Below are 14,549 nucleotides of genomic sequence, written 5' to 3'. Positions count from 1 at the left end.
AGAATGGCGTCGCGAATTCGGTACGGTCTGGTCGGGTGCGGGATGATGGGCGTGGAGCATATCCGCAATCTTGCGATCACGGACGGCGCGGAGCTGGTGGCGATCGCTGATCCGGTCGAGACCTCGCTCGGCTGGGCGCGCGAGGCGCTGGGCGGCAAGGCGCAGGGCGTGACCGCCTATCGCGATGCCGAGGCGCTGGCCCAGCATGACGGGCTCGACGCGGTGGTCGTCGCGAGCCCGAACTTCACCCATCGCGGCACCGTCGAGCCGCTGTTCGATGCCGGGCTGCACATCCTGTGCGAAAAGCCGCTGGCGACGACGATTGAGGATGCCCGCTGGATCGCCGAGCGCGCCGCGCGCCACTCGGCGGTGTTCTGGACGGCAATGGAATATCGCTACATGCCCCCGGTCGCCGCGCTGATCGCGGGCGTCCATGGCGGCGAGATCGGTCGGCTGCGCATGCTGGCGATGCGCGAGCACCGTTTCCCCTTCCTGGTCAAGGTGGGCGACTGGAACCGCTTCGCGCGCAACACCGGCGGCACGATGGTGGAGAAATGCTGCCATTTCTTTGACCTGATGCGCTTCATCGTTCGCAGCGAGCCGGTGCGCGTCTATTGCTCGGGCGCGCAGGACGTGAATCATCTGGGCGAGCGCTATGACGGCGCCACCCCGGATATCGTCGACAACAGCTTCACCACCGTCGATTTCGCCGACGGCACCCGCGCGCTGCTCGACCTGTGCATGTTTGCCGACGGGGCGGAGGAGCAGGAGGAGATCGTCGCGACCGGCGATGTCGCCCGGCTCGACGTAAGCATCCCGGGCAGCGTGCTCACCCGCTCGCCGCGCACCGGCTTCGGCAATCCCAAGGCACCCGAGAAGCGCCACATCGACGTCGACGCGGCGGCGCTGGCGGCGGGATCGCACCATGGATCGACTTTCTACCAGCATCAGGCCTTCGCCCGTGCGGTGCGGGGAGAAGGACGGGTGGAGGTCACCGCAGAGGACGGACTGAAGGCCGTCGCCATCGGCATGGCGGCGGAGATCAGCCTTCGCGAGTATCGGGTGGTCGACATGGCCGAGCTGCTGGATCAGCCCGCGTCCGCATAGGCGGTGCGCGGCAGGATCCAGCGCACCAGCAGCGCGCCGGCGAGATAGGAGAAGGCGGCGATCCAGAACATCGGCGCATAGCCATGGCCATTGTCGAGCGACCAGCCGGCCAGCTCGAGAATGGCCATGCCGGCGAGGTTGCCGGCAAAGGCGCCGATGCCGATCACCGATCCGACGCGGTCGGCGGGGATGATGTCGGTCGCCAGCCCGAACACGTTGGTCGAGAAGCCCTGGTGCGCGAACAGCGCCAGGCCGAGGAGGAGGGCGGCGACCCAGGGATTGCTCGCCACCAGCACCAGCGGGATCGGCAGCACGAGCAGCGCATAGCCGAGCAGCGTGGCGTGCCGCACCCGCTCCGGTGCCCAGCCGCGGGCGAGCAGCCAGCCCGGCACCCAGCCGCCGCTGATCGCGCCTAATGCGGCGAGCGAATAGGCCAGCGCCACCGGCAGGCCGAGCGCGCCCTGTTCCAGCCCGAACTGGCGGTGGAACAGGTCGGGCGTCCAGAACAGCAGGAACCACCAGACCTGATCGCTCAGTACCTTGGCGACGGCGATCGCAAGCGTTCGCCGGTCGCGCAGCAAGTGGAGCCATGGCACCTCCAAGCGCGGCCCCCGCACGCTGGCCGCAGCGGGCACATAGCGCAGCCAGACGGCCACCCAGGCGAGGCCCAGGCCGCCCGCGAGCAGGAAGCTGCCCTTCCAGCCGACCCACAGCGCCAAGGCCGGGATCAGCAGCGGGGTGAGGATTGCGCCGACATTGGGCGCGGTGTTGCCGATGCCGAGCGCGCGGGAACGCTCGGCGGGCGGGAAGAAGGTGGCGGCGGACTTCACCGCTGCTGGCGTGCCGATTGACTCCGCCGCGCCCAGCACGGCGCGCGCGGCGACGAACTGGGTGACGGTGGTGGCGAAGGCATGCGCCATGCCGGCAAGGCTCCACACCGCCACGCCCAACGCGAAGCCGCGCCGCAGCCCCACTCGGTCGAGAAACCAGCCGGTGCCGAGAAAGGCCAGCGCCGCCGCGAACTGGAAGGCCGAGGCCATGTGCGCATAGTCGCGGTCGGACCAGTGGAACTCGCCCTGCAGCATCGGCTTGAGCAGGGCGAGGATCTGCCGGTCGACATAGTTGAGCATCACCGCGCCGAACACGAGCGCGAGGATCGCCCAGCGACCCTGCGCCCCGGCGGTGGTGTCAGTAGCGGATGCGCGCATTCAGGCCGACATAGCGATCATTGTCCCGGGGCACGTAACGGACGACACCCGCGGTGGTGCCATAGACGAGATAGTTGGAGTAGTGCTGGTCGAGGATGTTCTTCACCAGCGCGCGCAGCTCCCAGCGATCGCCGCCGATCAGCGCGATGCTGGCGTTCCAGAGGCCATAGGCGGGCTGGATCGTGTCCGGGTTCTGGGTGATCGCGTACTGCGTCTTGCTCTTGTAGCTCGCGTCGGTCTGAAGCTCGACCGCGAGGCCGTCGGTGATCGGCAGCTTCCACGCCGCGCCGCCGCTCAGCTTCCAGTCGGGGGCAAAGGGGAGGGCGCCGCCGTCGATCGAGGTGCAACTGGTCGCCGCCGGGCAGTTGAAGTGGCGGATGCGCGCATCGGTGCGCGCCGCCGCGAAGTTTAGCGTCAGCCGGTCGGTCGGCCGGGCGTTGAGGTCGGCCTCGACGCCCTTGGTCCGTACCCGACCCGCGTTGATCAGCCGGGTGACGATCGCGCCGAGATAGGTGTCGGTGTAATTGGCCTGGAAGCCGTCATAATCGGTGAGATAGGCAGCGATCCCGCCGCTCACCCGCCCGTCGAACAGGCTGCCCTTGAGGCCGACTTCGTAGCTGGTTGAGGTCTCGGGCGCGAGCGGCTGGGTGTCGAACGCCTGCATGTTGAAAAAGACGTTGTAGGCCGGGCCCTTGTAGCCGCGCGAGAAGGTGAAATAGGTGTTGGCGTTGGGCGCCAGCTTGTACTGCACGCCGGCGCGGGCGCTGTAGTCCACCCGGTCGGTCTTGCCGCTGCTGGCGAAGCTGGGGCGGATGCCCGACACGCCGGTCGCGGTATCCGACACGCGCTGGTGGAAATAGCTGAGCGAATCGTGGATCAGTCGCCCGCCCGCGATGAAAGTCAGTTTGTCGGTGGCATGGAGGTTGGCCTCGCCGAACAATGCGTGGTTCTGCGCGCGGATGCCGTAGTTCGCCACGCCGTTGTTGGTCACCGGCGCCCCGGCGATCAGCTGGGTGACGCTGCGCTGGTAGCGCTCGTCGGTATCGGCCGAGAGCAGATAGGCGCCGACGACATAGTCGACCAGCCCGCCCTGCGGCGAGGCGAGGCGGATCTCCTGCGAGAACTGGTCGAAGTCGACGGTGCCGTCGTCGCGGCCCTGCGGGAAACCGGTGGCGAGGATCGCGCGCGCGTCCCAATCCGGCGTCTGGTGGTTCTTCCACTCGCGATAGGCAGTAATCGAGGTCAGCGTGTAGCCGCCGCCCAGCCGCCAATCGAGCGTGATCGAGCCGCCATAGTTGCGGTCGCGCACGTCGGCGTCGAAATTGGTGTTGATCCGGGTGTTGTTGGCCGATGGCGTGATGCCTTCCTGCGTCAGCAAGCCGGCCAGGGTCGCGTTCGGCATCACCACGCCTATCGGGTAGGCGACGCGGCTGGAGCTGACATAGACGCCCTGCGGGGTATCGTCGCGATTGTAGAAATAGTCGCCGGCGAAGGTGATGGTGACGTCGTCATTGGGCTTGGCGACGATCTTGCCGCGCACGCCCCAGCGGTCATAGCCGTTCACCCAGTCGCGCGTGCCGACATTGTAGACGTTGCCGCGATAGGCGGCGTAGAGCCCGCTCAGCGTATAGCCGATGTTGCTGGTGATCGGGCCCGAGACGGTGCCCTTGATGCGCCCCTCGCCGCCCTCGTAATAGCCGCCTTCCAGCGATGCGGTCTGCGTCCTGGTCGGGCCCTTGGTGACGAGGTTGATCACGCCGGCCGAGGCGTTCTTGCCGAACAGCGTGCCCTGCGGCCCGCGCAGCACCTCGAGATGATCGAGATCGAGCAGGTCGAGCGTCGCCTGGCCCGGGCGCACCAGCACTACGCCGTCGATCACCGTCGAGACCGAACTCTCCACGCCCGGCGACGTGGTGATCGTGCCGACGCCGCGGATGAACACGGTACGGTCTTTGTTCGACTGGCCGGTGCGGAAATCCACCGTCGGGATGACGGTCGACAAGTCCTGTAGCGTGTTGAGGTTGCGCGAGGCCGCAACATCGCCGTTCACCACCGAGACGGCGATCGGCACGTCCTGCAGATTCTCGTTGCGGAAGCGGGCGGTGACGACGATGTCCCCCGCGCCATCCTTTGCGGGAGTCTCGGCGTCCTGTGCCTGGGCGAGCGCCGGCTGCGCCACCCCCGCCATCAGACCCGCGACAACCCAACCGTGCATGCGCCCCATCCGATCCTCCTTATGTGTCGCGGAGGGTCGTAATTCCCAGCTGTGCGCTAGGAAAATGAGCTTTTGCTTGGGGGTGGCAAAGCAGGCCTTCGCGGGCTTGCGAAAACCTTTTCAAACAAGGCGTTGCGGCTGAGCGTGGTGAAGCCGAGAGGCGTTGCGACGAAAGGCTTCGCCTGATCAGGAGGCGGCCGGATCAAGGCCACGGTTTCTTGCCACATGCGTGCAACGCAAAGCTTCGTGCCGCTCCGGTCCCTCAGCCGTGGCATGCGCAGCGGCCTAGGCGGACATGACGATTTGCCCCACATCGACGCCTTCGAGGCCGAGCCACTTCGCCATCCGCTCCAGTTCGATGATCAGGCGTTCGCGGGTATCGCTCGGCGCGTTCTGCTCGAGCGTGACCTTGTGTGCCCGCAGCACGCCAGCCTGGCGATCGGCTTTGAGGTCCACGCGGGCGACCAGCGCCTCGTCGAGCAGGAATGGCAGCACGTAATAGCCATGGGTGCGAAGCGGCTGCGGTACATAGATCTCGATACGATATCGGAAGCCGAACAGCCGCTCGGTGCGACCACGCTCCCAAACGAGCGGGTCGAAAGGCGCGAGCAGCGCCGCACCGCGGATTCTGCGTGCGTGCACGGTGTCGCGGTGCAGCCAGGCCTTTTGGCTCCAGCCCTCGACCTTCACCGGTGCAAGGACTCCCTCTTCGACCAAGCTTGCTATCGCCGGATCGCTTTCGGCGGGTTTCAACCGGAAATAATCGCGGAGGTCGGCGGCCGTGGCGACGCCGAGTGCGCGCGCGCTTCGCTCGATGAGCATGCGCTGCGCGTCCGTTTCGCTGGGGGTGGGCAGCGCGAGGACATCTGCGGGGATGACCCGTTCGGTCAGATCGTACAGCCGTGCGAAGCTGCCGCGCCGCGTCGCGGTCGTGATCCGTCCCGCCCAGAAGAGATATTCCAGCGCGTGCTTGGTGTGGCTCCACTCCCACCAGCCGCTCCGGCTCGAGCCGTTCTCGAAGTCCGCGGCGGCGAGCGGACCGTCCGCAACGATCCGCGCGAGCACCGCATCAGCTTCGGCGCGCCGCTCGGTTGCGAAGCGTCGGAGTGCGCCATACCCGGTTTCGCCGCGCTCGGCTTTCGCCATTCGCCAGCGCAGCAGCGGGTGCAGGCTCATCGGAAGCAGCGAGGCTTCATGGGCCCAATATTCAAAGAGGCGCCGGGCCGACTTGGGACCCCAGGCATCGCGCTCGAGCGCCGCGCGATCGTAAATGCCGAGCCTAGAGAAGGCGGGCAGATAGTGGGCGCGAGTCAGCACGTTGACGCTGTCGATCTGGAACAGGCCGAGGCGGTCTACCGTCCGTCGCAACTGCGCCGTGCCTACCCGTGCGGGGTGCCGCGCGCCGAAGCCCTGCGCCGCCAGCGCAATCCGGCGTGCATCGGCGAGGGAAAGGCTGGTCGTCATGCTTTGCTGATTGGATGGTGCGCGCTAGAGGTCAAGCAGCGTTGAAGACCGGCAACGCTGCTTGCCGGTAGGCGGTGCTGGGCGGCGGCGCCGTGGGGCGCCGCCGCCGCCGCCTCAGAGCTTTATCCGCACGCCGAAATTGTAGCGTGCGCCGGTCTCCTGCTGGAGCAGATACCGCTCCTCGATGGCCGACCATTCGTCGATGTACTCGTTCGTCACGTTCACGCCTTGGAGATAGACCTGGAAGTTGGGCGTGAGATCGTACGACAGGTTGAAGTCGAGCTGGCCGTACGCCGAGCGATTGCGCGGCCGGGATTGGCTGTCGCGGCAGTTGCGCAGATAGTCCGAGCGCCAGTTGTACGATACGCGGGCCGAAATTCCGTATTTCTCGTAGAACACGCTGCCGTTCGCGGAGTGCGGCGACAAGCCGTTATAGCCGCAGGAGAAGTCGCTCAGCGTCTGGTCGCGCTTGGCGCTGCTGGCGACATAGGTGTAGTTGCCCGTCACGCCGAACCCGCCGACGAAGCCGCCCAGCGCGTCAAGCGAATATTGCGCGCCGACCTCGATGCCCTTGATCGTCCCGGTCTGGCCGTTGCGGGTGCGGGTGTCCTGATAGATCCTGCCGAAGCGCTCGACGGGCAGCGTCTGCAGCTCGAGGAAGTCGGACAAGTCCTTATAGAAGCCGCCCACACTGATGTAGCTGACGCGCGACAGATACCATTCGAGCGAGACGTCGTAGTTGGTCGAGCGGAACGGCAGCAGGCTGGGATTGCCGCCCGACGACAGCGGCACTGCAATGCGGCCGCCATAGTCGTTGTTGACGCCCAGATCGGTCAGCGTCGGCCGCGTGATCGTCTGCGAGAAGGCGGCGCGGGCGATCAGCTTGTCGGTCAGGCTGTACTTGATGTTGGCGGAGGGGAGGGCGTTGACGTAGCTGCTGCGCACCGCGATCGCCGTTGCGGGACCATAGGTATATTGCAGCGTGTCGTCGCCGGGCGTGTTGTTGATGCTCGTCACCGGCGTGTCGAAGCCCGAGGACAGCACCCGGGTGCGGATCACGCGGACACCGGCATTGCCGGTCCACCGATCGTTGCCGAACTGCATGCTGATATAGCCCGCGGTGAGCCGCTCGCGCACGTTGACGGTGCCGCGCAGCTGCTCGCGGACGCCGAAGGGGCCGCCGTCCAGCGCCTGCACCTGTGCCGCGAACGCCGCCTGCTGCTGCGACGTGCGCCCGTTCGAAGGAATGTTGAGCGTCGCCGGATTGTTCAGATAGGCGAGGAAGGCCTGGGGATCGACCTCAAACATCGAGGGCGGGATGTTCTGGCCGCCGCCGAGCAGGTCGCCCCATTGATAGGGTTTCAGCAGCCCCTGCGCGATCGGCACCTGATAGCCGCAATAGGTGCAGCTGGTATCGCTGTTGTTGAACGACCGGTTGATCTTGCGCCGTTCGGTGTAGGACAGGCCGACCATGACGTTGCGCAGGATCGATCCGTCGACGTCCCACTTCGTGTCGAAATGATATTCGGAGCCACGATCGCGCGAGCGGTTGGCGTCGATGCCCATGTAATGCAGCCGCATCAGGTCGGCGTTGTTGATGATATTGTTGTCGTAGGAGATCGACGGGATGCCGTTGCCGCCGTCCAGCTTGAACTGGTAATTGTACGGCAGCAGAGCGCCATAGACGAGATAGGCGTTGGGCGAACGCCGGTTGGCACCGGTGGTGGAGGCGTCGAAGCGCAGTTCGATGTTCTCCGCCGGGTTCCACTTGAGGTTGGCGCCCACCTGGTAGCTGTCCGACTTGCGGTTGGTGGTGTTGTAGACGTGATCGACCTTGGCGTTGACGCCGTTGTTGGTCAGATCAGGGTTGGCCGCCAGGAACTGCGGGTTTTGGGCGATGAAGTCGCGCCCGAGCATGGTCAGGCTGGTGGCGGTATTGGTACCGTCGAACGTCGGCTGAAAGTACGGGGCCGCCATGAAGTTGTCGAGGCGGCGCGTTACGCCGGAGATGTTGAAGCGCGAATAGATGCCGTCGACGGTGATCTCGAGATTGTCGCTCGGCTTCAGCTGGATCGCGCCCGACACGTTGATTCGCTCGCGTTCCTCCTGCGCGCGCTGATAATAGAGGCTCTGCGGCAGGTTGGCGTTGCCGGTGACCGGATAGCGCGGGTCGGTGCCGGTGATCAGCGTCGGCACGCCGCCGATCGACTGCACGATGTTCGGTCGGCCATTGATCCAGCCGTCGATCGCGATCGTGTCCGTCTGGCTCTTGCGCTTGGTGTACGACCCCGCAAGCAGCACGCCGAAGGTCTTGTCCGGGTTGGCATAGGAGACGGTGGCCGCGAGATCGGGCGACACGCTCTTGCGCGAACGATCATAGATGCCGCCGATCTGCGCCGCCGCCTGGAAGCCGCCGGGGCCCTTGAGCGGGCGGGCCGTCACGATGTTGACCGTGGCGCCGATTCCGCCTTCCTGCAGCTCAGGTACGCTCGACTTGAAGACATCGGTGCGCTGGATCATGTTCGACGAGAGTACGTCGAACGAGAACTCGCGACCGGCATTGTCGGTCGCCATGACGCGACCATTGACCAGCACGGTGTTGAACTCGGGACCGAGGCCGCGGACGGTGATGAACTGGCCTTCGCCGCCCGATCGGTCGATGGCGACACCGGTGATTCGCTGGAGCGATTCGGCGATATTCGCGTCGGGAAACTTGCCGACATCCACCGCACTGATGGAGTCGACGATCTGATTTGCCTCGCGCTTCACCTGTGCCGAGGAGCTCAGGCTGGCGCGAATGCCGGTGACGACAATCTCATCTTGCACCGCGGTGCCATTCGGAGAGACGGCGGTATCCTGCCCCACCGCCGCCGCTGGGGGCGTCTGGTCTTGTGTTGAAGGCGCGAGATCAGGGGCTGATCCCGTCTGCGCGAGCGCAGGGGCGCCCCCCAAGATGCTGCCCAGCAGTAGGCAAAGTTTGAGCGACGTGGACATGACGCGTTCCTCTCCCATTGAAAACCGTGCCGCTCGCTGGCGGAGATTATTTTGGTTTTTCAACGTATGAGAAAAACAAATTAAGATATCAAGGCGAGAATGTAACCGGTTAACTTGTGACCGCTAACATGTGGTGGCGGGCCGACCAGGATCTGCTGTTCTGTACGTAGGTGCTTCTATGCACAGGCTCGGCGTTTGATCCCGCAGTGTGGTGGTACGATTGACCAGCATGCAGCGCGGAGCGGAGCTATGGGCGAGGTTCTACACGGCAGCGCCCGAACGACGAAGGCAGTGCGTCGAGCGGATAGATGACGATCGGACAAACGCCTCTGCGCTAACGTGCCGACGCCCGAACACAGCTGCGGGGGCACAGCCCAAGCCTCCGCTTTCCGGATTTGCTAATGCGAGGCTGTTGCAGGATGCAAAATTGTCTTCTATCGCCTCCCGAAAGGGGAAGACGATGAAGTTTGCCATCGGCATGATCGCCGTAGCTGCCATCTGGACGGGAAGTGCCAAGGCGCAAGACACTCGCGCCGGGGAGGATGCGCTCGAAACCGCGCGGGAAAACATCGTTGTGACGGCGGCGCGGACCAACTTGCCGGCCAGCGCGCTGCCGCTGACGGTCGACGTGATCGACCGCGATACGCTGTCGCGGCAGGTTGCAGTGTCCGGTTCCACCGTCGATGCGGTGTCGGCGCTACTCCCTTCCTTCTCGCCGACGCGCGAAAAGATCACCGGCTTCGGCGAGACGCTGCGCGGCCGATCGCCGCTCTACGCGATCAACGGCATTCCGCAGACCACGCCGATCCGCGACGGCGCGCGCGACGGCTATACCATCGATCCCTTCTTCATCGATCGGGTCGAAGTGATCTACGGCTCCAACGCCCTGCAGGGCATCGGGGCGACGGGCGGGGTGGTCAACCAGGTCACCGTCGGCGCGCCCAAGCACGATGGCTGGAGCGGGCGGACCCTGCTGCAGGGGAATAGCGGTGACGACTTCTCCGGTGACTCGCTCGGCGGCAAGGTCGCCGGCTTGGTCAGCGTCCGCAGCGGCCGGTTCGATGCCACCGCCGGCGCTGCCTTCGAGCGGCGCGGCGTGTTCCTCGACGGGCGCGGCCGCCGCATCGGGCTCGACGGCAACCAGAGCGAGATCCAGGATACCGACAGCCTTTCCTTCTTCGGCCGGGCAGGCTTCGATCTGTCCGACACCGCGCGCATCGAAGTGATCGCCAACCGGTTCCGGCTGGAAGGCAACAACCATTATCTGCCCGTCGACGGCAACCGGGCGCTGGGCATCCCCGCCACCAGCCGGCGCGGGCAGACGCCCGGGCAGCCCTCGAGCGGGCTGGCCGAAATGGTGTCCGCGTCGCTCACCGACGACGATCTGGCGGGCGGGGCGTTCACGCTGCAGGGCTTCTACAACCGTACCAGCGATACCTTTGCCGGCGGCATCCTGGCGACGTTCCAGGACGCGCGGCTCGCCCCGTTGGGCACGCTGTTCGACCAGTCGCGCAACGTGTCGCGCAAGATCGGCGGCAAGATCAGCTACGAACGCGCCGTGCCGAGCTTCGAGGCGCTGACGCTGACCGCGGGGTTCGACGCGCTGATCGATCGCACCAAGCAGGATCTCGTCCAGACCGGCCGCGCCTGGGTGCCGCAGACCGATTTCCGCAGCCTGGCGCCGTTCGGGCAGGCCAATCTCAAGCTGTTCGACGGCGTGGTGCGCCTCGCCGGGGGCGTGCGCTACGAGAATGTCCAGCTCGACATTCCCGATTACACGACGCTGGCCAGTGCGAATGCGCGGGCGGTGATCGGCGGCAAGCCCTCGTTCGAACGGGCCTTGTGGAACGGCGGCGTGGTGGTGGAGCCGATCAAGGGCATCCGCGCCTATGGCAGCTATGCGGAAGGCTATACGATCGCCGATATCGGGCGCGTCCTGCGCGGCATCACCCAGCCCAACATCCGCATCGCCGACTTCCTCGACCTGACGCCGGTGGTGTCGAACAACCGCGAAATCGGCGTAGAGGTTACCCAAGGTCCGCTGGAGGCGAGTGCCACCTATTACTGGTCGTCGAGCGACCTGGGCCAGGTGCTGGTGCGCGCCAGCGACGGCATGTTCAACGTGATGCGTCAGCCGATCGACATCGAGGGGCTGGAAGTGAACCTGGACGTCCGCACCCCATTGCCGGGGCTTAAGCTCGGTACCGGCTTTGCCCATGTCAGCGGGCGCACGGATACAAATGGCGACGGCAGGATGGACGCCGATCTCGACGGCGCCAACATCTCGCCCGACCGGCTCAACCTCAGCATCGACTATGCCCGCGGACGCTTCAGCGCGCGCGTGCAGGGCCGCTATTATCTGTCACGCCGATTCCAGGGGCAGCCGATCGCCAATGATTTCGTCGGCTACCGACTGTTCGACGCCTATGTCGCCTACGACTTGCCGATCGGCCGCATGATGTTGAGCGTCCAGAACCTCGGCAACACCGACTATGTCACTTATTACAGCGACACGCAGGGGCCGACCGACAATGCCCGCTTCTACACGGGGCGCGGCCGCAACTTCACGCTGAGCTGGCAGGCCGGGTTCTGATGCACGTCCTCGCCCTGCTGCATCGCTGGATCGGCGCGATCGGCGGCCTGTTGCTCGCCGTGCTGGGGCTGACCGGTACGCTGCTCGTGTGGCGGGACGAACTCACCTTCGTGGCGCATGCGGGGGATCCGGTGCGTGCCGATCCGGCCGCGCTGGCCAGGGTCGTCGGCCAGCTGTCGAACGCGGCACGCCCGATCGACCGCATCACCTTTGCGGGCGACGGTCTCGGCATCCATCAGGTGATCTTCAGGGACGGAGGCGGCGCCTATCTCAGCCAGGCCGGGGAGACGGTCGCGCGGTGGTCGGCATCATGGCAGCGGCCCGAGCTATGGCTGTTCGATCTCCACCATCGCCTGCTGATCGGCGATACGGGGGAGACGATCACCGGCGTCGCCGGTCTCGTCGGGCTGTTCTTCGTCGTGACGGGAGTCTTGCTGTGGTGGCGGACGCGGCGCCGTTTCCGCCTGCGGCTATGGCCCGCAACGATGAAGTCCGGCGCGATCGTCCACCATCATCGCGACCTGGGCGTGGTCGCCGCGCCCTTGCTGCTCGTCTCGCTGGTGACGGGCGTGCTGATGGTCTTTCCGGTCTTGGCCGGCAGCCTGATTGCCGAGGCCCGTTCGCGCCCGCCGAAGCTGGAGGGGCAACGAGCGGCGCCGCCTGTCCGGGATCTGGCACCGCTGTTCCAGGTAGCAGCGGCGACCTTCCCCGGCGCCGAGTTCCGCCGCCTGCAATGGCCGCGCAAGGCCGGGTCGCCCATCGTCCTCCGGCTGCGGCAGCCGTTCGAGTGGACGCCGAACGGCCGCACCTTCGTCTATGCGGATCCCGCTACGCTGGCGATCATCGGCCGCGCTGATCCCGCTGGCGGAGGCAGGGCGGCATCGATCCGCGAGAAGCTCTATCCAGTCCACGCTGCCAAGACCGGAGGTCTGTTCTGGAAGCTAGCCATGAGCGTGTCCGGCGTCGCTCTGGCCCTGCTCGGGAGCTTGGCGGTATACGCATTCTGGCGAACCCGGTGGAATATACTTGGCGCCAAACGCAGGAAGTCTAAGGATCGATCTCAGTTCGAAATGCAGAAGAACCTTGCTCCGACCAAGCGCTGAACTTGGGCTGGAAGCTTGTGCGGCTGCTACGCTTATCTCGATGCATGCCTGTTCGTACGTTGATCGGGGAGAAGGGCTGAGTGAGGACCTGGAAGATTGGCGGCACGGCGCTCGCGGCCCTGCTGCTTTCGACAGCCGCGGCGCAGCCATGGTCTGCTGAGCAGGACCACGGGGACATGATGAAGCAGCTGGGCATCGAGCAACTGCGGCCCGGCGCGAATGGCGACCCTGCCGCACCGAACGCCGCAAATTATGATCCCGCTAAGGCCAATCCATATCCCATCTGGCCTGAACTGTTGAAGATGGCGGACGGTCGCGCCGTGATCGATGCTGAGATGTGGCGTCGCGAACGACGCCCAGAACTCCTCGCTCTGTTCGAACGTGAAATTTATGGTCGCGTGCCCGACAAGGTGCCGCCCGTGATTTGGCGGATAGATGCGGCCGATCGGGAGTTCATTGCGGGGCGTCCTGTCATTGCGCAGCAGCTTGTCGGCCACATTCATGACTCCAACGCGCCTTCCATCGTCGTCGATATAAGAGCGACCCTCGTGCTCCCGGCAGGAGCCAGGCACCAGGTGCCGCTACTCATCATGTTCGCGCCAGCGCGGTATCCTTCCCCCAGTCAGCCCAACGCAGTTGAAGCGGGACGGTTCGATCAGGCGATGAAGGCGATGCTCGTCGCACAAGATCCCTCGTTCGAAGCAGTGTTCGCGAAGCATCCCGGGTTTGAATTTGTGAAGCCTGGCGGCTTCGTCACGCCGCCGCCGGAAGACGATCGAATCACGAAGCTCGTCGCCGACGGCTGGGGCGTGGCGCTGCTCGATACCTCCACCATTCAGGCAGACGATGGTGCAGGTCTACGCGAAGGAATCATAGGGCTCGTCAACAAAGGTGCACCGCGTACCCCAGATCAATGGGGAGCGCTGCGCGCATGGGGCTGGGGCGCCAGTCGCCTGCTTGATTATCTTGGAACGCGGCCCGAGATCGATGCTGCCCATGTAGGCGTGGAGGGTGTGTCGCGCTGGGGCAAGGCGGCCCTGGTGGCTGCGGCCTTTGACGAGCGCTTCGCGCTCGTCTTGATCGGCTCTTCGGGAGAAGGCGGTGTCAAGCCGCACCGCCGCAACTTTGGCGAGCAGGTCGAAAACCTGACAAGTGCCGGCGAATACCACTGGATGGCTGGAAATTTCCTGAAATACGGTACCGAGAAGGGCAGGCTCGGTCGGCGGACCGCAGCCGACCTTCCGGTCGATGCGCATCAGCTCTTGGCGCTCGTTGCTCCGCGACTGGCCTTTATCAGCTATGGGGCCCCGGAGGCGGGGGATGCATCGTGGCTGGATCAACAAGGCAGCTATATGGCGGCGATCGCCGCAGGTCCCGCTTGGACGCTATTGGGCGCTCACGACTTGGGACGAGGTAGCGACTATCAGCATGCGATATTACCGCCACCGGAAACCGATCTTCTGGAAGGAGAGCTTGCCTGGCGCCAACATCGCGGCGGCCACACGGATGCGCCAAATATCTCAGCCTTCTTGAGCTGGGCTGATCGGAAGATCGGGCATCGTTCGAGCAATTAGAAGCACGCTGCCTCGACAGCTTTTGCCAGCTAAAGTCGCGCTGACGTAGCTTGAAGTGTAGCGGCAGAAGGCCTGGTTTCGCGCCCGCTGAACTGCGAGGATTGAACCGCGAAGCTTTCCACCTGGCGGAAGGGAGCATCAATCGCAAAGGCTGGAGCCGATCGGGCGAACTTGGCTGGTACGGCAGCAGCGGAAGCTAGAGCATCTTCACGATGGGCGGAATCGCGAGGGATTCCCTTTTCGGTGGTCGTGTGATTCATAGGCGTCCGTCACGACGGAGGCGGCAATGGG

8 protein-coding genes are annotated in these 14,549 nt (G+C 65.4%); 4 read left to right on the top strand and 4 right to left on the bottom strand.

The genetic code is table 11. The annotated features are described in order from the left end of the window. Window positions 1-3 precede the first annotated feature (3 nt). Window positions 4-1,107, top strand: coding sequence for a Gfo/Idh/MocA family protein (locus ABIC35_RS20065; protein WP_183049235.1), 1,104 nt, complete (start codon window positions 4-6; stop codon window positions 1,105-1,107). On the opposite strand, the gene ABIC35_RS20060 is transcribed toward ABIC35_RS20065, so the two are convergent. From ABIC35_RS20060 to ABIC35_RS20045, 4 genes are all read right to left on the bottom strand, one after another. Continuing rightward, window positions 1,089-2,315 carry an MFS transporter gene (locus ABIC35_RS20060; protein WP_121071807.1) on the bottom strand — a complete coding sequence of 409 codons (1,227 nt, stop codon included), beginning with the start codon at window positions 2,313-2,315 and terminating at the stop codon, window positions 1,089-1,091. The genes ABIC35_RS20065 and ABIC35_RS20060 overlap by 19 nt on opposite strands. Then, window positions 2,296-4,530, bottom strand: a complete 2,235-nt coding sequence (locus ABIC35_RS20055; RefSeq protein WP_354278575.1) for a TonB-dependent receptor — start codon at window positions 4,528-4,530, stop codon at window positions 2,296-2,298. The genes ABIC35_RS20060 and ABIC35_RS20055 overlap by 20 nt, the downstream gene beginning before the upstream one ends. Window positions 4,531-4,815: 285 nt before the next feature. Then, entirely contained in the window at window positions 4,816-5,994 is a 1,179-nt protein-coding gene (locus ABIC35_RS20050; RefSeq protein WP_121071805.1) for a winged helix-turn-helix domain-containing protein, read from the bottom strand. A gap of 114 nt (window positions 5,995-6,108) precedes the next feature. Next, on the bottom strand, window positions 6,109-8,820 hold the full coding sequence (locus tag ABIC35_RS20045) for a TonB-dependent receptor (protein WP_183049234.1): 2,712 nt from the start codon (window positions 8,818-8,820) through the stop codon (window positions 6,109-6,111). Window positions 8,821-9,448: 628 nt separating this feature from the next. Here ABIC35_RS20045 and ABIC35_RS20040 point away from each other — a divergent pair. From ABIC35_RS20040 to ABIC35_RS20030, 3 genes are all read left to right on the top strand, one after another. Beyond that, window positions 9,449-11,581 carry a TonB-dependent receptor gene (locus ABIC35_RS20040; protein WP_121071803.1) on the top strand — a complete coding sequence of 711 codons (2,133 nt, stop codon included), beginning with the start codon at window positions 9,449-9,451 and terminating at the stop codon, window positions 11,579-11,581. Continuing rightward, window positions 11,581-12,684: a PepSY-associated TM helix domain-containing protein gene (locus tag ABIC35_RS20035; protein WP_121071802.1), complete on the top strand. Its 1,104-nt coding sequence runs from the start codon at window positions 11,581-11,583 to the stop codon at window positions 12,682-12,684. Before ABIC35_RS20040 ends, ABIC35_RS20035 begins: the two co-directional genes overlap by 1 nt. Before the next feature lie 80 nt (window positions 12,685-12,764). After that, on the top strand, window positions 12,765-14,258 hold the full coding sequence (locus ABIC35_RS20030; RefSeq protein WP_220667313.1) for a glucuronyl esterase domain-containing protein: 1,494 nt from the start codon (window positions 12,765-12,767) through the stop codon (window positions 14,256-14,258). Window positions 14,259-14,549 lie beyond the last annotated feature (291 nt).

The sequence above is a fragment of the Sphingomonas trueperi genome (assembly GCF_040545965.1).
Lineage (GTDB): Bacteria > Pseudomonadota > Alphaproteobacteria > Sphingomonadales > Sphingomonadaceae > Sphingomonas > Sphingomonas trueperi_C.
The sequence above is the reverse complement of the archived record's forward strand: the minus strand, read 5'-3'. Positions and strand labels throughout refer to the sequence as shown.

Excerpts from the sequence above, each read along its gene's own strand:
- ABIC35_RS20065 (WP_183049235.1), top strand. The coding sequence starts at position 4 with ATGGCGTCGCGAATTCGGTACGGTCTGGTCGGGTGCGGGATGATGGGC.
- ABIC35_RS20060 (WP_121071807.1), bottom strand. The coding sequence starts at position 2,315 with ATGCGCGCATCCGCTACTGACACCACCGCCGGGGCGCAGGGTCGCTGG.
- ABIC35_RS20055 (WP_354278575.1), bottom strand. The coding sequence starts at position 4,530 with ATGCACGGTTGGGTTGTCGCGGGTCTGATGGCGGGGGTGGCGCAGCCG.
- ABIC35_RS20050 (WP_121071805.1), bottom strand. The coding sequence starts at position 5,994 with ATGACGACCAGCCTTTCCCTCGCCGATGCACGCCGGATTGCGCTGGCG.
- ABIC35_RS20040 (WP_121071803.1), top strand. The coding sequence starts at position 9,449 with ATGAAGTTTGCCATCGGCATGATCGCCGTAGCTGCCATCTGGACGGGA.
- ABIC35_RS20035 (WP_121071802.1), top strand. The coding sequence starts at position 11,581 with ATGCACGTCCTCGCCCTGCTGCATCGCTGGATCGGCGCGATCGGCGGC.